This is a genomic window from Scytonema sp. PRP1, from assembly GCF_036697665.2.
GTDB lineage: Bacteria > Cyanobacteriota > Cyanobacteriia > Cyanobacteriales > Nostocaceae > Kalymmatonema > Kalymmatonema gypsitolerans.
In genome coordinates, this window is sequence record NZ_JBAHYJ020000042.1 from 47,679 (window position 1) to 71,678 (window position 24,000).

At 42.6% G+C, this 24,000-nt stretch carries 23 protein-coding genes; 9 read left to right on the forward strand and 14 right to left on the reverse strand.

The features are described from left to right. The 7 genes from V5G28_RS08115 to V5G28_RS08145 all read right to left on the reverse strand — a co-directional run bounded on the left by V5G28_RS08115 (position 1) and on the right by V5G28_RS08145 (position 8,496). On the reverse strand, positions 1-1,863 hold the full coding sequence (locus V5G28_RS08115) for an NAD(P)H-quinone oxidoreductase subunit F (protein ID WP_332988449.1): 1,863 nt from the start codon (positions 1,861-1,863) through the stop codon (positions 1-3). A 345-nt stretch (positions 1,864-2,208) separates the two neighbouring features. Continuing rightward, positions 2,209-2,409: a hypothetical protein gene (locus V5G28_RS08120; protein ID WP_096562355.1), complete on the reverse strand. Its 201-nt coding sequence runs from the start codon at positions 2,407-2,409 to the stop codon at positions 2,209-2,211. 69 nt (positions 2,410-2,478) lie between these two features. Further along, positions 2,479-3,474 carry a glycosyltransferase family 2 protein gene (locus V5G28_RS08125; RefSeq protein WP_332988452.1) on the reverse strand — a complete coding sequence of 332 codons (996 nt, stop codon included), beginning with the start codon at positions 3,472-3,474 and terminating at the stop codon, positions 2,479-2,481. 88 nt (positions 3,475-3,562) lie between these two features. Beyond that, positions 3,563-4,840 carry an ABC transporter ATP-binding protein gene (locus tag V5G28_RS08130; protein ID WP_332988455.1) on the reverse strand — a complete coding sequence of 426 codons (1,278 nt, stop codon included), beginning with the start codon at positions 4,838-4,840 and terminating at the stop codon, positions 3,563-3,565. A 2-nt stretch (positions 4,841-4,842) separates the two neighbouring features. Continuing rightward, the gene (locus tag V5G28_RS08135; protein ID WP_442994233.1) at positions 4,843-5,622 is read right to left on the reverse strand and encodes an ABC transporter permease; all 780 of its coding nucleotides are present in this window, start codon (positions 5,620-5,622) and stop codon (positions 4,843-4,845) included. 422 nt (positions 5,623-6,044) lie between these two features. Further along, positions 6,045-7,112: a glycosyltransferase family 2 protein gene (locus V5G28_RS08140; RefSeq protein WP_332988459.1), complete on the reverse strand. Its 1,068-nt coding sequence runs from the start codon at positions 7,110-7,112 to the stop codon at positions 6,045-6,047. 91 nt (positions 7,113-7,203) lie between these two features. Then, on the reverse strand, positions 7,204-8,496 hold the full coding sequence (locus V5G28_RS08145) for a glycosyltransferase (RefSeq protein WP_332988461.1): 1,293 nt from the start codon (positions 8,494-8,496) through the stop codon (positions 7,204-7,206). Positions 8,497-8,892: 396 nt separating this feature from the next. On the opposite strand from V5G28_RS08145, the gene V5G28_RS08150 reads away from it, so the two are divergent. Next, entirely contained in the window at positions 8,893-10,431 is a 1,539-nt protein-coding gene (locus V5G28_RS08150; RefSeq protein ID WP_332988463.1) for an NAD(P)/FAD-dependent oxidoreductase, read from the forward strand. Between the two features lie 300 nt (positions 10,432-10,731). Here V5G28_RS08150 and V5G28_RS08155 read toward each other — a convergent pair whose 3' ends face one another. Continuing rightward, positions 10,732-10,947: a Uma2 family endonuclease gene (locus V5G28_RS08155; protein ID WP_442994234.1), complete on the reverse strand. Its 216-nt coding sequence runs from the start codon at positions 10,945-10,947 to the stop codon at positions 10,732-10,734. Positions 10,948-11,261: 314 nt separating this feature from the next. On the opposite strand from V5G28_RS08155, the gene V5G28_RS08160 reads away from it, so the two are divergent. Next, positions 11,262-11,492 (forward strand): hypothetical protein, encoded by a 231-nt coding sequence (locus V5G28_RS08160; RefSeq protein ID WP_332988468.1) that lies wholly within the window; start codon positions 11,262-11,264, stop codon positions 11,490-11,492. A 152-nt stretch (positions 11,493-11,644) separates the two neighbouring features. On the opposite strand, the gene V5G28_RS08165 is transcribed toward V5G28_RS08160, so the two are convergent. After that, positions 11,645-12,631 (reverse strand): putative 2-dehydropantoate 2-reductase, encoded by a 987-nt coding sequence (locus tag V5G28_RS08165; protein WP_332988470.1) that lies wholly within the window; start codon positions 12,629-12,631, stop codon positions 11,645-11,647. A gap of 349 nt (positions 12,632-12,980) precedes the next feature. Here V5G28_RS08165 and V5G28_RS08170 point away from each other — a divergent pair, with 349 nt between their 5' ends. The 5 genes from V5G28_RS08170 (at position 12,981) to V5G28_RS08190 (ending at position 16,425) form a co-directional block, all read left to right on the forward strand. Further along, complete coding sequence (locus tag V5G28_RS08170) at positions 12,981-13,313, forward strand: hypothetical protein (RefSeq protein WP_096562372.1); 333 nt, start codon at positions 12,981-12,983, stop codon at positions 13,311-13,313. 111 nt (positions 13,314-13,424) lie between these two features. Next, positions 13,425-13,574 (forward strand): hypothetical protein, encoded by a 150-nt coding sequence (locus V5G28_RS08175; RefSeq protein WP_332988474.1) that lies wholly within the window; start codon positions 13,425-13,427, stop codon positions 13,572-13,574. 153 nt (positions 13,575-13,727) lie between these two features. Then, complete coding sequence (locus tag V5G28_RS08180; RefSeq protein ID WP_332988476.1) at positions 13,728-15,215, forward strand: CIA30 family protein; 1,488 nt, start codon at positions 13,728-13,730, stop codon at positions 15,213-15,215. Positions 15,216-15,586: 371 nt separating this feature from the next. Then, positions 15,587-15,940, forward strand: a complete 354-nt coding sequence (locus V5G28_RS08185; protein ID WP_096563335.1) for a hypothetical protein — start codon at positions 15,587-15,589, stop codon at positions 15,938-15,940. Between the two features lie 11 nt (positions 15,941-15,951). Then, positions 15,952-16,425, forward strand: coding sequence for a cupin domain-containing protein (locus V5G28_RS08190; protein ID WP_332988479.1), 474 nt, complete (start codon positions 15,952-15,954; stop codon positions 16,423-16,425). A gap of 23 nt (positions 16,426-16,448) precedes the next feature. Here V5G28_RS08190 and V5G28_RS08195 read toward each other — a convergent pair whose 3' ends face one another. Continuing rightward, positions 16,449-16,676 carry a hypothetical protein gene (locus V5G28_RS08195; RefSeq protein WP_332988481.1) on the reverse strand — a complete coding sequence of 76 codons (228 nt, stop codon included), beginning with the start codon at positions 16,674-16,676 and terminating at the stop codon, positions 16,449-16,451. 236 nt (positions 16,677-16,912) lie between these two features. Here V5G28_RS08195 and V5G28_RS08200 point away from each other — a divergent pair, with 236 nt between their 5' ends. Further along, positions 16,913-18,460, forward strand: a complete 1,548-nt coding sequence (locus V5G28_RS08200; RefSeq protein WP_442994232.1) for an aminotransferase-like domain-containing protein — start codon at positions 16,913-16,915, stop codon at positions 18,458-18,460. Between the two features lie 84 nt (positions 18,461-18,544). Here V5G28_RS08200 and V5G28_RS08205 read toward each other — a convergent pair whose 3' ends face one another. The 4 genes from V5G28_RS08205 to V5G28_RS08220 form a co-directional block, all read right to left on the reverse strand. Continuing rightward, entirely contained in the window at positions 18,545-19,597 is a 1,053-nt protein-coding gene (locus V5G28_RS08205; protein WP_332988483.1) for a glycosyltransferase, read from the reverse strand. 6 nt (positions 19,598-19,603) lie between these two features. Then, entirely contained in the window at positions 19,604-20,194 is a 591-nt protein-coding gene (locus V5G28_RS08210; RefSeq protein ID WP_332988485.1) for a PEP-CTERM sorting domain-containing protein, read from the reverse strand. A gap of 282 nt (positions 20,195-20,476) precedes the next feature. Then, on the reverse strand, positions 20,477-21,130 hold the full coding sequence (locus V5G28_RS08215; protein WP_332988487.1) for a phosphatase PAP2 family protein: 654 nt from the start codon (positions 21,128-21,130) through the stop codon (positions 20,477-20,479). A 386-nt stretch (positions 21,131-21,516) separates the two neighbouring features. Then, a complete protein-coding gene (locus V5G28_RS08220; protein ID WP_332988489.1) occupies positions 21,517-22,173 on the reverse strand; it encodes a DUF3386 domain-containing protein in 657 nt (218 codons plus the stop codon). Positions 22,174-22,274: 101 nt separating this feature from the next. Here V5G28_RS08220 and V5G28_RS08225 point away from each other — a divergent pair, with 101 nt between their 5' ends. After that, positions 22,275-22,955: a helix-turn-helix transcriptional regulator gene (locus V5G28_RS08225; protein WP_332988491.1), complete on the forward strand. Its 681-nt coding sequence runs from the start codon at positions 22,275-22,277 to the stop codon at positions 22,953-22,955. The last annotated feature ends 1,045 nt before the right edge of the window (positions 22,956-24,000 follow it).

Here is a 24,000-nt window from a genome sequence, read left to right on the forward strand (position 1 = left end):
CTAAAACATCAAATCTAAAAACTGAACTCCCCAATATTGCCAACTCACAAGCATTCCTAAAACTCCTACTCCCAACAGCACAGTGAATGCATAAAACTGCGTTTGTCCTGAGGTGCTGTATTTCAAACCTTCTCCACTCAATATGGAAATTAAGCCAACTAAGTTAACAATTCCATCGAATATGAGGCGGTCAATCATGTCGGCAAGTTTTGAAATCAGGTCAACACCCAAAACTATGCTCATCCGATACAGTTTTGGTGTGTAGAAGTCGTATGCTAGCAAGTCTTGTAAGGGTTTGATGGGAAAACGAATAGGTTTGGGAATGACATTGCCCAGATAAATCACACTACTGATACTGCAACCGAAAACACTCGACCAAATCAGTAGTAGTGCAACATCTTTGTTGAGAGTTGCCCAGCTTGGTAGCAGTGATAAGCTTTGCAACACCAAGGGTAAATGGAGAGTAAAAGCAAGCAAAATAATCATTGGTAGAGACATTTGCCAACTCACTTCAGGAGAGCGATCGCTCATTTGCTTGGGTTTACCACCAAAAATTAAACTGAATTCCCTAGTTAAGCTGAAAGCTGTCAAAGCGTTCACCGCTATCACCACTCCCACTAACCAAGGTTGGGTTTCCCACAGCCCTGAAGCTAATTTCAGCAATGCCCAAAAGCCGCCCAAAGGTGGAAAACCAATTAACGCCAAAATCCCTACTACATAAGCTATGCCTGATACTGGACGGCGTGACCAAAGTCCCCCTAGAAGCGTAATATCTTGAGTAATGCTGTTCCAGATAATGGCACCTGTACTCATGACTAAGAGTGCTGCGGCTAAAGCATGAGTCAGTACTAACAAGAGTGCTGCTTCGTTTTGTTGCGTTCCTACGGCGATAAACACCAAACCCATGTAGGTACTCACGGAATAGGATAAGCAACGTTTGATGTCAATTTGGGCGATCGCAATCAAAGAACCACCCACTGCTGTCACTGCACCAATAGCCACCATTACAGAACTGGCGATGGGCGACAAGCTAAAAACAGGTTGCAGTTTAATCAGCACCCAAGCACCACTGGCAACGACTACTGAATTCCGTAAAATCGTACTAGGAACAGGTCCTTCCATTGCCTCATCCAACCACAAGTGCAAGGGAAACTGCGCACACTTACCCATCGGACCTGCAATTAATGCCAAACACACTAACGTTATCAAAGTTGGGTTTACATTGGCACTAGCCGCCCACTCCGCGAGTTCCGTATAGTTCCAAGTCCCTACTAGGGGGAATAAACCCAATACCCCCATCAGCAGAAATAAATCTCCCACCCGCTTGGTTAAGAAAGCATCTCTAGCACCCGTCACAACCAAAGGCTGGCTAAACCAAAGTCCTACTAATAAGTAAGTTCCTAAAGTTAGGACTTCCAAAATGATGTAACTGAAAAACAAAGAGTTGCATAATGCAAGGGCGCATAGCCCAGCTTCAAACAAACCCAACAGCGAATAGAAGCGTGCCCACCCCCAGTCCATCTCCATATAGCCGACAGCAAAAATTTGTGCCAGCAAATTCAAGCCAGCAATCACAACCATTGCGCCGACACTTAATGAGGAGATTTCTAAATCAATAGAGAGGTTTAAACCAGCCGTACTCACCCAAGGTATAGATATCTCATACGGCGGTTGATTCCAGGTTGCTGGTAATACAACAGCAGCATGAACAAACGCAAAAAACGTCATAACCAGGTTGATGTAACCCGCTGGTCTTGGTCCTGTGCGTCGAATGATTCCTGGAGACCAAGGCAGAGCTAAAACCCCACCAATCAAGGCATAGCAAGGTACTAACCAAACGCTTTCAAGTAGAAAATGAGCCATGAACTCTCCTCTAAATTTGCAGCATAACGAAACGCGGTTGTCAAGTAACAACCGTTATTTCCAGTCAATACAGATATCGGAATCAGGAAATTTAATTTTTATTTAATGTTCTTTACATATAGTATAGATTACCTGTTGCTGTGCAAAAAGGGAATAAGCTAACTAAATAATTAATAGATATTTACTCTAAGAAATTCTTATACACTTATACATTTCGATAGTTACTATTGTTTGGCACCTATAGTTGTTTGATTCAATAGTTACTATTGTTTTTTATCTATAGTAGTTCGATATAAAAAAGCAGAGACACAACGAATGGCGTCTCTTTTATGCTTTTCGCTTGAATTAGTAGATTTTTTCTACGACTGCTTGCCCATATTCTGGTAAACTGTACGCAACTACTGATGACTGGTGCGACAACTGACTCGTAGGGGCGGGTTTCATTTCGCCCCGAAAGTCCAGCAGTTGCACAAGGAGAAGGTAGGCAATTGCCAAAAGTATGGAAATCGCACCTGTAATAATTGCAACTATTTTTCCACGATTCATCAGTCTTACCTGCAATGTGAACTATTGTATTATGGCTATAGTAAGATTGCGATCGCACATCCTAGAGTGTTATATATATTTTTTTTCCGGGCTAACAAGGTTATCTATTATTGAATTGAAGAACTTTTGGATCAACAGTATACGACAAGCAATTCTTTCAGTAAGACGAAAGCCACAAATTCTTTGGACAAGACGATAAAATGGTCTATGAGAATTTCGCTTAAAATCTGGAAACAGAATTAAAGCTTCTTCTAAGAATCGTATGTATTGTGAGTAGTTGTCAATCAACAAAGAATCTCTAGCCAGTTCAAAGTAAGATTTAGCTAACGCATACCGATACCTCATCGTCAATTGGTTCATCTGTATCAGTTTTTTTTCTGCCTTTTCTAAGACTGCACAGTGGCTTTCTATCCAGCGAGGGGCAGAGCTACTAGAGACTGTGACATTGCCATATCGTCTATAGATAGAATAACAGCCAGGTTGATAGACAACTTTGGCACCATTGAGGGCTACTGATAAAAAGAAATCTCTATCCTGTGCAGCCCGCAACTTTTCATCCCAACCACCACTCTTTTCTACAACAGTTCTCTTATATAGTAAAGAAGCAACAGCAGTCCACCAATTGGCAAGCAGAGACTCAAGTATATCTATTTGTGTTCCAGCAATCTCTACTTTATCTAGAAAACTTGTGCCATCAGGCAAATGATGTTTGTGTCTCCAATCACCATAAACTACATCCGCTCCAGTTGTTTCTAGAAAATGCACTTGCCTTTCGATTTTTTCTGGTAATATATAGTCATCAGCATCCAAAAACTGGATATACTTCCCCCTAGATAGAGTAAAAGCTCTGTTTCTGGCGGAATTTCCCCCTTTATGAGGCAAACTTTCGCAAATTATTTTTTTTTCAAATGTTTTGATAATTTTCCAAGAATTGTCAGTTGAACCATCATCAATGACGACAATTTCAATATTAGAATAGGTTTGTTGTAAGCAGCTATCAATTGCCTCTGCTATCCATCTCTCTGCATTAAAGCAAGGTATAATGACTGAAACAAGAGGTGGCATATCTTTATTCCTGACTTCTAAACGACGTGGGGAATAAGCTAAGTTGGAAATGAATGCTTTATATCTGCACCAGTTTCTTACCTTAGGCTTACTTATTCATGACTTTCCATTTTCGAGGCTGATAAAATAACGATTGGCTTGTCACCTTACTTGCCTTGACTGCAAATCTAAAAGATTCAACAATATCAAAAGAGCAGATGCCCTCTTTTATGTATATTTTGGCGCTGTAGAAACCCGGTAGTAAGCAACAGTAAGGCATTTGCATTTGTATCTCAACTTCCCCAGGAAGTATTTCGAGTAGTTCATTATCACTTCCGGAAGTTATGTATAAAATCCGCTCATTTTGCCCAGATAAAGCCGTAATTAAGACACCTATATTTGCATTATTAATTGTTTTATGTGCTTTGCATTCTATGCACAAATAAGCTGGTTCACCACAAAGAGGAGTTGCAAGTAATTCTCCTTTCTCATCTTTAAAGGAAAGGGAAACAATATCAACACCCAAACTTTCATTCTTTGGTTTTTCTGGTAAATACATGACTCCCAGAGGTGCGTCTGTTCCTCCGAGACTCAAGTCTTCTTCATATTTGCGAATCACTGCTTCTGTCTCTCCAGAAGTGATCAACTTCCCTTTTTGTAAATAAACAGAAGATTCGCAGACATTTAAGACGACATGAGGATTGTGAGAAACTAAGATAAAAGCTGTGCCATTTTCGCGCAGCTTTGCTAGTCTTTGGTAACACTTCATTCTAAAAGAAATATCACCCACAGCTAGTACTTCATCAATGAGTAAAATATCTGGTTCTATGTAAACAGCACAGGCAAAACCTAATCGTGCAGCCATACCAGAACTATAAGTTTGTACGGGAGCATCAATCGCATCTGCAATGCCGGCAAACTCTATCACATCTTGAAATCTCTCTTCGATTTCTTTGGTTGAGAGACCTAGCACTGACATATTTGCATAAATATTTTCTCTTCCTGTTAAGATAGGATTAAACCCTGCACCGAGAGCAATTAACGGAGCTACCCTACCCTTAACTTTTAGAGAACCAGTATCCGGCTTAATCAAACCACTAATGATGCGCAGCAGTGTACTTTTTCCAGCACCATTTGAACCAACTAAGCCTAGCGCTTCTCCTCGTCGTAGTTGAAAACTAACATCTTTAAGCGCCCAAAATTCTTTTGTTCTGAGAGTATCACTTTTTCTTCTTCCTCCTACCAATTCGGTGGCGATATCCTGAATTCCATAAAATAAAGAGCGTTTTAAATCTCTACAAAACTTTTTAGAAACGTTGTCCACTGAAATAACAACTTCAGTATCTTCAGGAGTAACAGCAACTTCTTTTTCTATCAAATTAGTCATGATTAAGAACTCACTCTCTCAACAACGAAAGGCATAGCAAGACGAAATACAATCCAAGTTAGTAGTAAACCAACAAAGGAAAGCCCACTTACCACCCAAAATCCTAAAGGGTTTGATACAACTCCTGTTGTTGCTAACTCTCGCGTTGTTACTAGTAAAGGAGTGACGGGATTAAGCTTGACTAAAAACCCAAAGGTTCCTTGGCTGGGAACTGGATAAACGACTGGAGTCAAGAATACCCAAAACCCAGTCACTAAAGTTATGCCTCTAGAGACATCTTGATATAAAATTCCTAAAGGAGCTAATAAAACACCGAAAAATGTTCCTAAAATAACTAAGTGAATTAAGGCAACTGGCACTAAAATCACTGTCCAAGTGACAGGGATATGAAACCAGATAAACAATGCCGCTATTAAAATCAGCTTGATGGCAAAGTTAAAAAAGACTTCTCCTACCTTTGCCAAAATGAGTGCTTCTCGGGGAAAGTTGACTCTAGCTAGCATCGGTTTTGCCACTGTCACAGCTTGTACAGGACCATTTAACGCTTCTACAAATGTCTGCCACAGCGCTGTACTGAATATGACATAAGCTGGATAAGGGATATCTGTTGTGCCAATATTAATAACATTGGCATCATTAGCAAGAGTAAATCCAGTAGCCATGACAATTGGTGGTAAAAAAGCCCAAGCGACTCCTAAGAATGATTGACGATACTGGGCGCTGATATCCCGTACCATTAATCGCCAAGCAAGTTCGCGAGAAGCCAGCAAGTCTCGCCACATTTGTTGGAACAATTCACGAGGACGCCTCAGCTGACTTTCTGGTGTATAAACAACTTCAGCAGGCGGTTGAGATTTGAGGACTTTCTTCAAAATTTCTTACCTGGAAAATACTGCATATTTTGCCGGCGGGCTAGAAGCCCACCCCACAAGAAAAAGGTTGTAGTGCATTCAATTTCCGAACCGCTATAGTCACCTCACGGGTAGAATACCAATTCACTAATCCTGAAGAACCTCTCCCCCAACCCCTCCCCTGGTAGGGGAGGGGAGTAATGCTCCCCCTTCCCTTGTAGGGAAGGGGGCTGGGGGGTTAGGTTTTTGATTACTGAATCGATGCTCTAGACACAAAGGCGCACTAGAAATCTTTGTATCTATGCGTGAGATTGGAAGAACAATGATCATGCATAGATGCAACGCCATAAATCTCAACTCTCGGAAGTTGCTGTGATTGCATTCACCAATTGTGGCGATCGCTGATTTTGTAAATTGTGCAAATGTCTCTTGGCGTACCGGGTTGTTAGATAGCGGTTTAGCGCCTTGTCCATGTGACGCAGTATTTTTCCTGCTATGCGATCGCCAATTTTACCAAAGGGAACTTTACGAGTGAGGGGACTGACAATTGTCATGTCTCGCCGCCATCCTAAACGCTTGTACTTGTTTTGAAAGTACTCGTCTTCGGTGAGGTTCCACTTGTCGCGCAAGCGTTTCAGGCTAGCCAGTTCCCAGGCATCGCTCCAACGCAGCATATAATAGTGTATATCTATCCACTCAAGTGGTGGTCCTGGCACGTAAGTCACCAGAGATTGAGGTTCAAGATAAATTGAACTGCCAGCTTCAGTTACCAGCATACACAAATCGACGTGTTCTTTCGTGTTCAGCAGTGCTTCATCCAAAAAACCAATTTTCTCAAATATCTTTGTGCGTACCATCATGCAGTGGAATTCTGCTAGCCCGGTTTGCTGGCGTTGTAACTGGGGACGCACGTCCGCTACCTGGCGACCTTGTTTATAAATTTTCTCAATTATTCGCCGTCTTGTTGTCTCACCTTTGGTTTCCACTCTCACCCCAGATTCTCCACCTGCACAATGCACTTCTGTATGTAGTGGAAGGTACTGACAGATAAGGGGACTGACTACAGCGGCTCCGGTTTCCTCGGCACACTCCACCATTGCTTCTAGCCAGCCTGGAGTAACGACGACATCGTTATCGATGAAAACAACATATTTGCTTGTAACTTGTTGTAAACCCAAGTTTCTGGCTCTATTTGGGGAGAGGTAATGCTCAGTGCGAATCAGTTGAAAATTTTTCTCAGTAGCTTGAGCTACCAGATAATCCCTGATATGAGAGGGTGAACCACCATCTACGTAAATTAAATTAAAAGGATACTTTGTATACTCGTAGATGCTTTCAAGAGATTCACGAGTGTAACTGAAACGCTCCCGTGGAACCACAACAATCGTAACTTGGGCTTCTGCAATTCCTGGTAAATTCATCTCCAAATCCTCTGCTCATCTGAAACGATTTTGTATACTTGAAAATTGCAGCAAATGAAAGCACCCATTTCTTTTATAGTAGCACTATCCACTACGAGAAACTTATGGATTCTGAAGGTACTGATACTTTTGGTAATTGGTTGCATAACTCATCGTGACTCATCACGACTTGCTGATAAATTTCTACTAACTCATCGTTAAGTCTGTTTATATCGTAATGTTCTTCTACATAAACACGACCTGCTCTGCCCATTTGTTCCCAGACTTCTGGATGTTCAATAAAATAATGTAACTTTTGGGCGATCGCATCTACATCACGTTCTGGAACAAGAAAACCAGAAATACCATCTTCTACCAATTCAGGAATACCACCGTGTAGAGTTCCTATAACTGCTAAACCCATAGCCATAGCTTCTTTTAACGTGTTGACAGGAGCGTCTTGATTTCCGTCTTCAGCGGTTACACTTGGGGCGATAAATAGATGAGTTTTATCCAGAATTTCAATAATTTCTTTCTGGTTTTTCCAGCCAAGCAGCTTGACTTTATCAGCAACATTTAGTTCCGAAATCACCTGCTGCAAGTGTTCTTTCAAATGTCCATCACCTATGATATTGTATTCAATATTCTGGTAAAGCTTTACCACTTCGGCAACGGCACGAATCCCATATTCTATGCCTTTCTTTTCAACAAGACGCCCTGTTGTTACAATCCGAATGCCATCAGGATGTGGATAACGTGGCTTATAGGTAAACCGACTGCAATCTATTCCAGAACCGTGGACGACAATTTTTTTATCGTCACAACCTAACTTAATAGCTCGCTGTCTAAAAAACTCACAATTGGCTAGAAAGAAATCTCCTTTGACAAATAATTCATCATATACATTTTCTCCGCAAGCTTTCACATACCAACTGATATCATAACCTCGAAACGAAGTTATCAATTTTCCTTTGATGGCACCAACATCTCGTAAAATCATGCCATCGATGCCATACATCCCAAATTGACAGTGAATAATATCGTATGGTTGAGACTTTAATAAAGGCATGATTGAGTAAAGCAACCTCATGGAAGCGGCTCGTTTCCCATACTTGAAAATGTTAAGAGATTGCAGCAAAACCAAAGGTGCTTTATGAAAATTGGTAGATATAAATGCTAACCCTTTAAGAAAGCGCAAGAAGTAATTTTTGGGAATTTGGGGTATGTAGTAGGTACGGTCAAGAAGTTGATATTTCTCCACATCAGGATGAACCTTAGAAGTATCATCAGGCTTATAGCCATAAATGTGAACTTCATGTCCACGCACAAGCAAACCTGTAATCTGATTCAGAATGAATGTCTCAGATAATACAGGAAACGGTCCTACTATAAAGGCGATTCTCATAAAAATCTCACAGCATACTAGCTGTTTCAGTGCTTTTTTTGATTTTCAGTAATTTTCTACTTTTAAGCTAAAACTTATACAAAGATAATAATTTTTTTTCAGATCCGCAAGAATACAGAGGTTATTTACAATATCTTTAAATTAAGACGAATTATGTTAAAATTTTGTAAAGAAAGAATGGAAGTCTCGATAGAAGCAAGTTTTGAATATCTTGAAAAACAAGCTAAATTCTGTTTGATATCGTTCATGACTCCCCCTATTCGAGAAAATACTTATTGACATTATGTCTATCTACTTTTATATACAAATTATTAAAACTTAGTAGTGATTTTAAGAGGGAACTTCCATCAGTACCATTGAAAATTAAAAATAGTTACTTTCGTAGAATTTACCGTCATGTCCCTAACTGAAAATGTTCTTTCGCAATTACCAGGCAATGTTTTGGGAGGGTTGCGTCAAGGCGATCGCCTGTTAGCATCACTCAAAGAAGGTACCGCATCAGTGCCAATGGTAGTGAAAGAAACTCAGCAACCTTTAGGTAGCGTAGATTGGGACGTTGTGATTTGCGGCGGGACATTAGGGATTTTACTTGGTTGCGCCTTGGCTGTGAAGGGAGTGCGAGTCGCGTTAATGGAACGGGGTATTTTGCGTGGGAGAGAACAAGAATGGAATATTTCCCGCAAAGAATTACAAGTTTTTTTGGAATTAAATTTACTGACTGATGCAGAATTAGAGCAGGCGATCGCCACAAAATACAACCCTGCGAGAGTGAGCTTTTTTGGTGGTGCAGAAGTTTGGGTAAGCGATGTTCTCAATATTGGTGTCGATCCAGTTTATTTGCTGGAAACTTTAAAGCAGCGATTTATTGCATCTGGCGGAAAGTTGTTTGAAAACACTCCATTTACAGAAGCAGTTGTTCATCCTGATGGAGTGATGGTAAACAACCAATTCAAAACCAGATTGTTAATTGATGCAATGGGACATCTTTCTCCCATAACACGACAAGCACGTCAGGGAGAAAAACCAGATGCGCTTTGTTTAGTTGTGGGAAGTTGCGCTCAAGGTTTTTCGGAAAACCATACAGGCGACTTGTTGTTATCATTCACACCCGTGCAAAACCAATGCCAGTACTTTTGGGAAGCTTTTCCAGCAAGGGATGGCAGAACCACTTATATGTTTACTTACATGGATACCCATCCACAACGCTTAAGTTTAGAAGCTCTTTTCGAGGATTATCTGCGCTTGATGAGCGAATATCAAGGCGTGGAGTTAAACCAACTGACATTTAAACGAGCGCTGTTTGGGTTTTTTCCCTCCTATCGTCATCCGCTGAAGACACCTTGGAGTCGCATTTTACCTGTAGGAGATAGCAGTGGGAGCCAATCTCCCTTGAGTTTTGGTGGTTTTGGCGCGATGGTGCGTCACTTGCAGCGTTTAACATTTGGTATTTACGAGGCGCTGCAAACAGATCAGTTATCTGCAAATGCACTCTTCCTACTGCAACCATACCAACCGAGTTTAGCTGTGACTTGGCTATTCCAAAGAGCAATGAGTGTTGATTTAAATCAAGAAATTGATCCAAATCAAATTAACCAACTGCTGTCTGCGGTGTTTCAACAAATGCAACAACTCGGCGAACCCGTACTCAAACCATTTTTGCAAGATGTGGTGCAGTTTCCAGCACTAACGCAAACGCTGATAAAAACTGGCTTAACACATCCAGGATTAGTTGCCAAAGTGATTCCACAAGTCGGTTTAGGAACTTTACTCGATTGGATGGTGCATTACGGAAATTTAGGGATTTACTCTATTTTATTTTGGCTGAGTCAAATACTAGAACCGTGGATGAAAAATTTGCCTAATGTACCTAAATACTATTGGAATCGCTTAGTTGATGGTTGGAAGTATGGTTCTGGTGGTGATTATTCTGATTGATGATTTTACATTCATACGCGATGGGGGTATTTCTAAGTACAGCATTTTATTAATCCGTAATCTTTTTAAACGCAGAGGAACACTGAGGTAAACGCAGCGAAAAGTTCTGCAGGAGGGTTTCCCTCCGTAGGAAACTTTTCAAGACAAAGGGACGCTGAGCCTTCGTTTAAGTTTTCGGTATGAAAGAGATGCAATTATGTACTAAGTTCATAGTGAGCGCTTAAGCGCTGTTTATGAGTCTAGGACTAAAGTCCTTACTACGAACTTATAAAACGATGATAATTAATGCAAAAAATTGAATCAAGCCAACAATTCATCAACTGCTACACTAAAACCTTTAAGGACAGTTTGAGTGCTGACAACCTCTCCAGAAATAAACACAAGTCGCTGATTTTTTGTAATCACAATAATCCAACGATTTTCAGGAAACACGAGCCAAACTTCCTCGCCTCCAGACTGCAAATATTCTTGAGATTTCGCAATAAGCTCTTCAGCCAAATCTGTTGGGGAAACAATCTCATACCAATTTAATGTGAAGCTGCACTAAATAAATATAGCCGTCGCCAAAGGTGTTAGGACAAGTCGGCTGTAGACGGCTGCAACAGCATGATTTGTGGATTGAAAAGTTGTCCTAAGCTTCGTGTCGGTTGCTATAACCTCCATTCTTGGCGCTCTTGGCGTCTTGGCGGTAGCCTGCGGCACGCCGCTGCGCGTCTACGTTTTTTAATATTCTATGCATCTTCATAAAGAATTGGTATTAACAGCATTTACTAACATTATTACTATAAAGACTCCATTGCTTTTTGTACTTTCTCAACTTGTCTGGGTGCTTGCATTTCGTTGAAGAGAGCGATCGCCTTCTCAAGTTGGCTTCCAAGTGCCTGAAATATTTCTTGATTGTCATATTCGGCTTTGCGATCGCCTACATAATGTCAATGAGTTTTGGTATCTTGCACATCGCCGCCATGCTACTACCTTTAGTAGGAAGTTGGTTTTTGCGAGTCGGAATTCTCCTATTGTGTTTGCTAGCAGTAGCTGTCATTTCAGAGTCATTACGTTAAACACTTAGGAGTTGGGAGTGAGGATAATACGGTACGGGAACGCCATGTTCATCGCTCAAAGATCCCCTCTCGCCCCCCTTTTTAAGGGGAGCCAGTGCGTTGGGCGGGTTTCCCGACTTGAAGCACCTGGCGTGGGTTGGGGGGATCAAGTCTTATCCAAACCGTATTGGGAGTGAGAAGAATTCTCGCCATCCCCCTGATCCCCCTGTTTGCTTGTCATCCAAAAACTTGAGTTGCCGATATAAACAAGAAATTTGCGGTAAATTCACACCTGCGGCTTGTGCCATTTGTAACGGGTTGCCGAAAATTGCTTCTACCTCTAAAGGGCGGTGTTCGTCATAGTCTATTTTCATGCTAGTGCGGTAAGGCTTCATCTTCACGGTGTAATCGAGCATTGTTTGAATGAAGCTATCAGGGATAATGCGCCCTGAATTCTTCGCCCCTGTCAGCACTTCATACATCACCTGTTCCACTAACTTGCGAGTGTGAACATTTGCCATTAATTCCGCTGTCGTAGCGTTGAGAATCACAGAAAGCCCATTGTAGGGAATGTTCCATACCAGTTTTTTCCAACGCCCCAGCAGCAAGTCTTCAGTTAATTCAATAAGGATACCAGCACTTTCAAAATCCTCGCCAATTTGCCGCATCCGTTCTGTGATACCAGCTGCATAATAGTCAGCTGCATATTCGCCTAAGGTAATTTGTCCATAGTCCAAGTGGCGGATATGTCCTGGTCCTACTTTATTTGAACACAGAAAGCACAACCCACCAATCACCTTATCATTACCAACAATTTGGGCGACTTCCGCCTCCACTCCCAGTCCATTCTGCAACACCAGTACAACCCCATCATCCTTAACAATGGGCGGTAACAACTTTGGCAGCAGATGGTTTTGCGTTGTCTTCAGCGCCACGACTACCACATCACATTGAGGCATCTTTTTTACATCGCAGTAGGCATTGACTTGCCTTAAGGTGAAGTCGCCGTCAACAGACTCAACGATGAAACCGTGCTTGCTGACGTGTTCGTAGTCGCTACGTAGCAAAAAGTGGACATTTAACCCAGCTTTTTGCAGTTTAGCACCGTAAAAGCCGCCTAATGCACCTGTTCCTAAGATGGCGTATGTGCGAAGGGACATGAAGAAAATCTATTATATCTATTATATTTTCTGCAATTATCCTACATTGAAGCTGATAAGATTTTGATTCACATTATTGATAAAGTTATTTTAATTCCTTACTTTACATTTTTTTAAACTTTTGCAAGTAAGATTCAAATTAAAATATTTCATGACTATTTCTCAGAAAAGCTTATCCTTTCTGGATTTAGCCCCGCTGACTCTGCTAATAACGATAAAAATACTTTACTTATCTAAACTTATGTTAATTTAGTCGTTATTATATTAAATGTATACACTAAGGTATGTTTCACTATTTTATAAATATGTTAAATGTTTCACCAAATGTTGACTTTATCCCCAAGAATTGATGCTTGACCTTAACAGCTTAGCTGAGTTCTCCCGCGCCAACTGTGTAAGTATTTGTGCATTTCTAGTGCCAGCCAACTTGCTTGCCACAATCTTGGCTATGACTTTTGCCGCACTCCGTCGCCCGTCACATTATGTATGGCAAGCATCCGCACTAGGTAGCATATTTGCGTTCATAATGATATTGCACGTCTATACTTGGTTTTTGGCTGGCGTAGTGATGGCTCCTACCTACATCTTGCTGTGGTTAGCACTCACCTGTTTGCTGGCAAATGTAGGGGCAATTCTGTTTCAAAGACGCTTCACTCAAACCCCTCAGCATAGTAATGGATAGGCAATTATAGTCCGCTCACTCGAATGGATGCTTGGGCAAACCATACTGTTTGAAATTTGAATTTTGAATTTGAGCGTAAGCGCAAAGCGCAGGCTCCTTCATGTGCGTAGCGTGTCCGTGCCTCATTCGGGAGGAGCTTACCCTAACGGCGAAGGCGAGTGCGTGCGCTCTGGGCTCAGCCGTGCCGCACCGCGAGGGACTCAGCGAGGGTTAGAGTTGACACTCCTCAGCCGTCATGCTGAATGCTCTATTGTCGCATAACGGGGGCGTTTTTGTTCCCGAATTTAAAAGCCGCTCCTTTAGGACGGGGCTTTAAACCCAATTTTTCGGTAAAAAATCAGTCTATATGATGGTGAACTTATGAAGAATCATCGCCATAATACTTTTGCACTGGATAAGCGTGAGAAATGAATTGTGGCTAACAACAATCGCTCTCAATGGGACTTAGGCAGATTCATCCAAACCCTCACCTATTTTGAGGTCATCCCTTTTCTCAAGTGGATACAGGATTTTATCCAAGGTCGTTCTCATAGTAGCAGCGATATACCTGATGGAGCGAAACAAATGGGTGTAATATTAGTAGCAGGAGGAACGGGTGGAGTCGGTCAGCGAGTGGTACGACGACTGCTGGAACAGAACTATAAAGTACGTGCGCTTGTGCGAGACATCGATAAAGCACGGTCAATTCTTGGTAATGACGTTGAATTAGTTGTCGCAGATATTACGAAACCCGAAACTCTGACTTCATTAGTCATGGCTCATATCCAAGCTGTGATCTGCGCCACAGCGGTGCGCGTGCAACCAGTAGAAGGAGATACCCCAGAACGCGCCAAATACTATCAAGGCATCAAATTTTACCAACCAGAAATTGTTGGCGACACCCCTGAAAATGTAGAATATCAGGGGGTGAAAAACTTAGTAGAAGCTGCTGCTAAATATCTGCCGAAAGCAGGTAAACAACTATTATTTGATTTCACAAAACCATCAACAGAATTGCAGAATACTTGGGGTGCGGTGGATGATGTCGTGATGGGTGGTGTCAGTCAAAGTAATATTCAATTGGTGGAAGAGACAGCTTTGTTTGCTGGTAATGTCTCAACCGCCAACTCTGGAGGATTTGCTTCTGTAAGAACGAGAAATTTCACTCCTGGTTTCAATTTGTCCGGTTATGAAGGTGTGGAACTGCGCTTAAGAGGTGACGGGAAGCGTTATAAATTCCTTATGCGTACAGAGACACAATGGGATGGTGTTGCCTATAGTTATTCTTTTGATACGGAGGCGAATACCTGGATAGTTGTCCGCATTCCCTTTGCTGAGATGGTTCCGGTATTTCGTGCCAAAACATTAAAAGATGGCTCGTCAATTGATGCTAGCAAAATTTGCTCATTTCAACTGATGCTGAGCAAATTTGAATATGACGGCGAATTAAATCCCAAATTTTCTCCTGGTGGTTTCGCTTTGCAGGTGGAATCAATTCAAGCTTATGGTGGGGCAAATTTACCACAGTTTGTCTTAGTGAGTTCAGCAGGTGTAACTCGTCCCGGACGCCCCGGAATTAATTTGGATGAAGAACCGCCAGCAGTCAAATTAAATGACCAGTTGGGAGGAATTTTAACGTGGAAGTTGAAGGGAGAAGATAGTTTAAGAGAAAGTGGAATTCCTTACACGATTATCAGACCATGTGCGCTGACTGAGGAAGCAGGGGGCAAGGAATTTATTTGTGAGCAAGGCGACAATATCAGGGGAAAAATCAGCCGCGAGGATGTCGCCAAGTTATGTGTAGAAGCGCTACAACAAAAGACAGCGTGTAACGTCACGTTTGAGGTGAAAGAGGGAGAAAATACTGCTAGTTCTATTGACTGGCAAAGGCTGTTTTCTCAACTGCAACCAAACTTACGGTAGGGTACGTTAGATGCATCATCTTAGTCGTCTTTTATGCCATTACTGTTTATGTGCTGTAACGCCGTAAGTAATGGCGGTGCGTTACACTGTGTTAACGCACCCTACTAGTGCGTCTAGATTAAAATGATGCAATAGAAAAGGCTCGTAGTAGTGCTTTAGCACAAAATTTGATGACTTTTATAATGCACTCAATTAGGGAACTGCAAAAAATAAATTATCCCCTAACAGTGGGATGGGCATCCTGCCCGTCCTTTGTTATGTTAATAGCGGGCAAGATGCCCGCACCACAAGAAATTTTGGGACATTTTTTATTTGGAAGTCCCTTAGTTTAGACGCACTACTACGCTTAACCTCATAGTTGGAGCAAAGCGATGAAACGTATTGGGCTGGTAGCATTAGCCCTGTTTTTAGTAATTATGCTTTGGAGTGGGGCGACCTCAAACACCGTCTTATCTCAACAGCCAGTAGAATCACGCTTCTACAACTTAGAAGCGGACTTTAATCGTCTGGAAGCGCGGGTTAACCAGATTGAGGCGCGACTCGGTCAAAGCGGTCGGGTACCTTCTGGTGTACCTGCGACACCGCCATCATCGTCGGGTTCTAGAAGAACTGTGTCACCGCAACAACGAGATCAGATGTTTGATAGACTAGCTACTCTGGTAATAGAACTTAAGCAGCAAGTCAATCAGTTAGAGGCGCGAGTCGGTAAATTGGAGAAACGCTAGCGAGAATTGAGATGACATTACCCATTAAAGAAATTGTACTAGCGCCAGAAGAAGGCAATCACCTGACAATCGGCAATAGCGAGGTGACATTCAAAGCTGTTGGTAGTGACACTCACGGTCACTTGGGTGTGTTTGAAAACTTAATACAGCCAGGGGGAACTGCGCCGGGACCCCATATTCATCGCCACATGGAAGAGATGTTTTATGTCCTGGAGGGAGAGGTTGAAATCCTAGTTGGTCATCAAAAAGTCCAAGGTCAACCAGGGGCGTTTGTACTGGTTCCCCGTGGTACACCTCACGCATTTGCCAACCGAGGAACAAAGCCTGCGAAGTTGCTGATTATGTTTACTCCAGCGGGGGAACGCGAAAAGTATTTTGAGGGTTTGGCGGAACTGATGAAAAATGGGCAGAAGCCAAATAAAGAAGCCCTGCTGGAGTTGATGCGGCGATTTGACCAAGAACCAGTGGAAATTGAGCAAGCATAGTCTTTTGCGCTGGCTTTTATCTGTTACTTGTAGTAACATTGCTCAATCCAAATTCGCATTTCTTCTTCAGAACCAAAACAAGCAGAACGTCCTGTCAAGGGGTCATACGCGTGCCAAGAAAAAGTACGACCATGACGATCCGATTCCTGCCATACTTGCAGTTCAGATCTGCTGACTAACCATGTTACAAAATATTGCCAAACGTTTTTTATCTTCGGCAATATTTCTTTTGAAAAATTAAAGATTTCCATTGCAAAATTTCCTCAGTAAACTTGAGAAGTTTTGAGTGATGAGTAGCGAGTGCTGAGTGAAAATGGTTCAGCACTAAGCACTGATTGTTTATTACTGTTTGGTGAACTATTACTTTTACCTTCGCTCAGGAATTGAACAGTGAGAAGGTACAGTTTTTGCAGATTTGTACTAGAACAGTTATGCACCTTGACAACTGTTCTAGTCAAAATTCACCCAACTGTACCATGCACAACAATTGAAAATCGCTTATATTGCCAGTAATAGTGCTGTTGTCGTCGTTGATGAGTGCGCCAAAATGAAGATTTTTTTAGATCGGCAGTCACCTAAGCCTATTTATTTGCAGATACACGATCGCCTTAGTAGTCTGATTAAATCTGGCGCACTGCAAGGGGGCGATCGCCTCCCCTCAATCCGCTCTTTAGCAGAAAATTTGCAAGTTAATAAACTCACCATTATTGAGGCATACAACGTTTTAGAAGCAGATGGAGTGATTTGCGCTCGTCAAGGTTCTGGTTATTTCGTGAACACTCAGCCTCTGGTGTCTGCCAACCTGAAACCAACATTTGCCCCAGAACAAGAGGTGATCATTAAAGAGCCAGGAGGCAATTCTTTTTTCGATATGCATATGGCAGCAGTGCAAGCACAAGCGCAGCCAGGAATGATTGATATGAGTTTTGGCTTTCCTCGTCCGCCAAAGAATTTAATGCAAATTGCCAAACGAGCGCTCAAGCAGGCAGATGCATTATCTAAATACGACTTGCCACAAGGACAGTTAACGCTACGCAGACAAACTGCTCAAATGTCGGTACATCAGGGACTGGATGTCTCACCGGAGGATTTAATTATTACCAATGGCTCTGAGCAAGCTCTGTCATTGGCAATGTATCATTTTGTGCAACCCGGAGATTGGGTGATTGTGGAAGCTCCTACCTATTTTGGAGCGATCGCCATCTTAGAGAACTTAGGAGCCAAAATCATTGGTATTCCCATGACAGCTGAGGGGATGAATCTGGAGTTGTTAGAGCAATACCTCAAGAGCCATCGCCCGAAATTAATCTACACCATTAGTACCCTACACAATCCTACCGGTTTGACGACAACTCAGGCACATCGCCAAAAATTGCTTGCCTTAGCCGAAGAATATGAATGTCCTATTTTGGAAGATAATGCTTATGAAGGATTGAATTTCGAGCCTGTACCAGCGCCAATTAAAGCTTTAGATAAACACGATTTGGTGACTTACGTCGGTACCTTTTCTAAAACTTTTATGCCTGGGTTAAGAGTGGGCTATATGGTAGTTACAGGCAAGCATTATCAAGCCATTTTGGAGCGGAAGTTATTCCATGATGTCCACGTATCCACGGTTTCCCAGGCAATAGTGAGTGAATACCTCACATCAGGACATTACCGCCGTCACCTCAGCCAACTGCGAGCGGAAAATATCCACAGCCGCAATATTATGCTGCAAGCCATGGAGCGTTATTTTCCCGCACAAGCAAAGTGGACGGTTCCCAAAGGAGGCTTATTTCTTTGGGTGCAATTACCAGCCGATATTCCTATTGAGGCAATGACTAAGGAAGCCTTGTCACAAAATGTGCTGATTTTCTGTGGTTCCGCATTTTTTCCAGATAAACAGGGTTATCCAGCTATGCGACTGACTTTCGCCAACTCACCACAGGACATCGAGCAAGGTATCTCTATTTTGGGTAAATTATTAAAAAAACATCTTGACAAAAGTGGCGAGAGGATTGGTAGGTCTCAAACGCTTGTTCATAGTATTTAGATCCTCCGTAATCTCTCAAGGTGTCGATCGCTAAGTTATGCGATCGCAACGACAAATTGTTGTCCTTCCTGAGAAAATGAGATGCTATGGCTGTGCTCCCAGAAATTCGAGACAGGTTTTGACAAAAATAGACATGAAGTTTTGGTTCCAATGGGCAAGGCTTTTTGCCTTTTGTAAGGCGTTCTCCGTAAGTCCATAAGCCTCAGCTTGTGCTATAAGCAAACCTTCCCATGTTGGTGTGGTGCTGATCTTTGCGACTCCTAACTGAGAGAGTGTCATCGCATTAAGTTGATGTTGTAGGTGTTTGGGAAAGACTAACTGAGGAATGCCTGCAAGTAAACAAGTAATAGCCGTCGTTGAGCTTCCGTGGTGAATTGCCAGGGACTTTCCCGCTAGAACTTCGCTTAAGGGTTTGAAGTCAGATTCAGGTCTAAGAGTTTGCAGCACCAAGTCACGGTACGGATAGTCATCGTATAAATAAGCCCAAGCAGGACCATTGCTGGAGTGCAGATTTTTTGGAATAGGTGTAATGTGTACGCTAAGATACTGGTTAACATCACTACGTAAATGCCGATAAGGATCTAATTCGGGAATGTCAAAGATAAAACTGGCATCTCCCGAAAGAACCTCCCCTAAAAGTGCATTCGACTTGACGATTTCACGAATCGTGTTGCTGACTTGCTCTTGGTGTTTTTCTGATTCAGACGGGGTGGGAAATCTTAAGGGCGGAAATACTTCAATGGGTGGTGGTACTGCAAAGCTGTCTCCTGTGACAATTGTGGGTATAATATTGCGAGCTGCCAACACTAAACCAGGCGCAAAATCAGTAATAACTAAGCTTGGTTTAACCTCTAAAAGAACAGATTGCCATGCCTGTAGGTGCGATCGCAGTAGATTCGCATTACCAAAACCAAACGTTTCCAGGATATCTGCGAACGTATAGGATTCAGACCTTCCAGAAAATGGCAGGAGCGGGGCACAAACAATTTTCCACGGAAAACTCATGCCTTTGATTTTGTAAGATTTCAAAGCAAAGACTGGTTCAACTCCGTACGATTCCAATGTCCGAGCCAGTGCCGCCAAACGTTGAATGTGTCCCTGTCCTCCTCCTAGTTCCCATCCAAATAGGACTTTCATCAATTTTTACTGTTTTTTGAATGCTGCCTTTTTCTTAAGGGCTATGGAAAACAGACCCGCCAACAACCAACCACTTATGGTTGTTGGTTCCGGAACTGGGGTGGTAGTACGTTGAGAAAGCTGTGGTTTCCCGGTTATAGAGTATACAAAAGGACCTCGTATGGCAGTGGCATCAAAACGCGGTTCAGCAAAACCCGGTCTAGGAATAGCAAAGATGGAAAACCTCGTGAGGCTGTCGCTCTCCGTTTGAGAGCCGCTAATCAATAAGTCTGTTGCCGTGCCACCATAGCCGCTTATATCTGCAAGTGAGAATTGGCGTCCCAGGAAGTTAAAATTAAAATCTGTCAAAGGAAACAAAGAGAGATTAAGAGATGCTGGAGGCACTATGACGGGTGTGGATGCGTCATCAAAGCTGTAAAAACCTGAAAGCGGCTGCTCTATGGTTAGTGGTGGTCCGCCGTAGGCAGCGTTTTGAGTGACGTCAGTGATAGTGAAATCAACGGTAATGACGGCAGCACTTGCTGGGTTCGCTTTCATTGCAGTGAGACCCAAAGCAACGCCAGCAGTGGTAACTGCTAGTTTTTGGTTTAGCTTCATTTTTTTCTTCAGTATGGGTTACCTATGTCACAAGAACACCCTGTATGGACTTACCCGTTATGTCTCTTACTTTTACCAAGTACTGGTAGAAAATTTACCTTGATTTATAAAATATTTTCTCAAGCTTCATTGGAACTTTATAAATGTAGGCGCTTTGCGGTAAAGATGTCGGTAAATATCAAGGCTTCTGGACTCATTTAGAACATTGCCACGCGGGAACTTTAGACTCAATCCCCCTGGTTATATCTATGCTTTTACTCTCGTCAACACCTGGCAACTGGATCATCGCCAAAGCCGGATAATGAGACTGACCCCAATTGCCCAGCCAACCGATACCATCCAGCCTGCCAAAATGTCGCTGGGGTAATGCACACCTAGATACAGCCGCGTCCAGCCAATAACCAAGACAAAAATTGCCCCGACAATCAAAACCAACCAGCGCCATCGGCTACCCCAAGTTAAAATGACTAAGACTGCTACGAACGTCATGCTCGACATTGCATGACCGCTAGGAAATCCGTAGTCAAATTCTGGTGCAGGTGACTCCCATAAGTGGGGACGGACTCGATGCAGCAGTACCTTCGCTGTCCGGTTGATGATTATACTACCCAGCAAGGTGACAATCAAGTAAGTTAGCTTACGCCACTGTCGGCGGCTAAATAGCACTAGCGCAGTGACAGTCGCAATCGGAAACACACCCCAAAACACACCCAATTTAGTCAGCATTGTAACCACAACGTCCAGTTGAGGATTGGCTGTGCTGTGAACTGCCAATAGTAAGGGTACATCCCACGGGAAGCCACCTTCATTCTCCCAAACATCCTCTGCCAGTTCCCCAAAAACTTGCAAAGGTAAATAGACTCCGAGCAATAGCAGCAGCAGCGATCGCCAATGGGTAATCAGCAGTTGCTGGACAAATCTGAAAAAAGATTGCAAAAGCTGCCAGAGCCGTGCGGTGAACAATTTTTCTAATCAAAAAATGCCTAAAAACAAGTTTAAATATGAAGCTTTTAAAACTGTCCTCAAGACCAGAAATTTCCGGAACCTTAGAGAAAAAAACAGTAGTCCTATACCTAGAAGAACTTTAAAAACAAAAGGGGTTAAACAATGTTGACTAACGTGGCTTTGATTGCTTTCGTAATTCTGTCTGCGCCTGTTATCTGCCGTGCGACAGAAGTCAAAAACACCAGAAGAAGTAAGTGAATACTCATCTAATATATAGCAATCCTAAATCATTCCTAAACAACAAGATTCCCGACTTCTTAAAGATAAGATTCCCGACTTTTTTAAGAAGTCGGGAGTCTGATCGATTTGCACGACAATTAAGCAGCAACAGGCTCCAACAACTGAATGTTGGAAAAGATAATTTCCTGAATGGATGTTTTTCCTTCTATTTCGGTGCGAATTTCTCGGCGATTTAGGATGAAGTAATTGCCAACCTTTTCGTACTCATCTGTAAATTCGCTTCTTCCACCCTTTTGTTCACCCGTTTTGGGGTCGTGGTAAACAGAGTCATATTGATGAGACAGGTAGCCTTCTCCTGTATCGTGACTGCTGAAAGTGTCAATCGTCACAACAACATTGTGGATATGACGGTGGACGTGGCTCACCTCATTGTTGCGGACTTTGTAGCGATCGCCCTCGGACTTACCGCCTAAAAGAATTTCAACTGCACCAGTTTCGTCAGTTGCACCATAGCGAAATGTATTTGCGCCGTGGGTTTCTTCAAAAGAGCGACGAATGCGGTGAATCGCTATCTCCCATGCTTGATTGTTAATGAACTGCTTCGCTTCCTCGTCTTCTACCTCAAAAACTTCCGCCTTGAGATTCGAGTTGATGCGAATTTTGCCTGTTAACACCTGCTCATCCTGTTTATAGGTGACATCTGCGGTGTAACCAGGGAAGTTTTTCTCCCAAGTGTAACGGTTTTCGTATGCAGCACGAAAAAGTTCTTGAGCAGAAACTTGTGTTGCTGTCATTGTTTCTCCTATCGTCACCTGTTATGTTAGCTTTTTACCTTTGCTGCTATTAGCATAGAAGTAATTATTAAGTTTCGCATAGACCCCAAGTGGGTACACCTATGGTTAAATCTCTTCAAACTGTATTTCATGAAATAGCTTCTGTCAGCGATGAGCAAGAACTACGACGAGCTGTGATAGATACAGTGGCGGAGTATTTTGGCGTGCAGCGTTGGGGTCTCTATCTGCTGGATGAACCGTTCTCCCCAGAGATAGATGGTCAAGACGTTCCGGGTGTGTGTATGGAAAGCAATCCGGTTGGGCGCTTCGTCGTTGAACGTCATGCTCCTGTTCACGAGCAATTGGTGTTACCAACAGGAGATTGGAAGCATTTTTGCTCGCGCCATGACCATGAACACGTCATGAGTGGACCGATTGTCTGTGATGGTCGTCTCGTCGGAACGCTTAACCTCGCGCGTGAGCATGGTACTGCTGCTTTTAACGTCAATGATCTCGCTGACATGAGTGCTTTATGCCTTCATGTTTCCGCAAAACTCGCGACTCTACGCGCCAAACCAAAAACATCTCTTTGTCCGTTAGCAAGTCGTCTGACTCCCCGAGAGTTAGAAATTGCTGAGTTGGTGGCGCGGGGGTTAACGAATGCGGAAATTGGCGAAAAACTTTGGATCACACAAAATTCTGTCAAGCAAGCGCTCAAACGGATGTTCCGTAAACTAGAAGTTTCAGCACGTGCTGAGATGGTCGCCAAGCTGCAAGATAGTTTGGTATCAGTTATCAGTTAAGTGGTCAGTTGACACTTTGGAAGCACTGCCAGGTATTGCGTCCTTAAGTAGCCGTTATGAACTGCGTACACCAGAACGAATGAAAATTTATCTTGAGTTCTGAGTTCTGAGTTCTGAGTTCTATTTTCAAGTCAGTAGAAGTGGTAAAAAAGTTTGTCTAACTTCCAGTCACCCCTAAGCCCTATGCCTTCGGCACGCAAGAGCGGCGAACGGGCACGCTACGCGTTGGCGGAGCCTGCGCTTTGCGCTTACGGGGAAGTCACGCATTCACGCATTCACGCATTCAAAAGTGAAGACCCCAAAGGATGTTGACAGGGGCTTGAATAAAGTTGATCCGCATTTTTTTCTTCTCCATACCATAAGGAGCGGGGCTTGTATCTGTTCGGAGTTCGGCGAGGCTCACTCGAGCGTTCGACTCAGCGCAGTTCGGCTGAGCTCACCGTCGAAGCCTCACGCCGAAGTCCGCTGATCTCACGGCGAAGCCTTTTCTTTTTCGGTCAATTACCCTTTTTTTATTGGGAAACTTCCTCAATCCAAACTCGAATAGTACTAGTATTTAATGACACACAAATTTGCCAAAATTCTGCTGTACTTTTTTTAACAAAAATACCATCCGTCTTTGTCTCAGAAAATAAATGGCTTTGGTATTTGACTACCCATCCCATGTATCAACACCTCTTTTGATTTTTACTAGTGTCTATAACCAAACAAGTAATACAAACACTTAAAAAAAATAACACAAATGAAAAAAGAAAAAAGGACAGTTAAGACAGTTAAGACAGTTAAGACAGTTAAGCGAAAAAATCTGTTTAAAGAATGAAATTTTAATATTTCTAAAGAATGAAATTTCAATGTGTTGCTCAAATCAAACTTTTCATCACTTAATACCCGCTAGAACACGGATTCAGTCATCAGATAGAAGTCAAGGCAGGCTCAGTAGTTTTGGTAAAAATTTTGGCAAGGACATGAAGATTATCCTTGGTCTTATACAATTTACGGTTACTCTATTTTCGGTCCCGACGTAACGTGTTCATCAACTGACTTG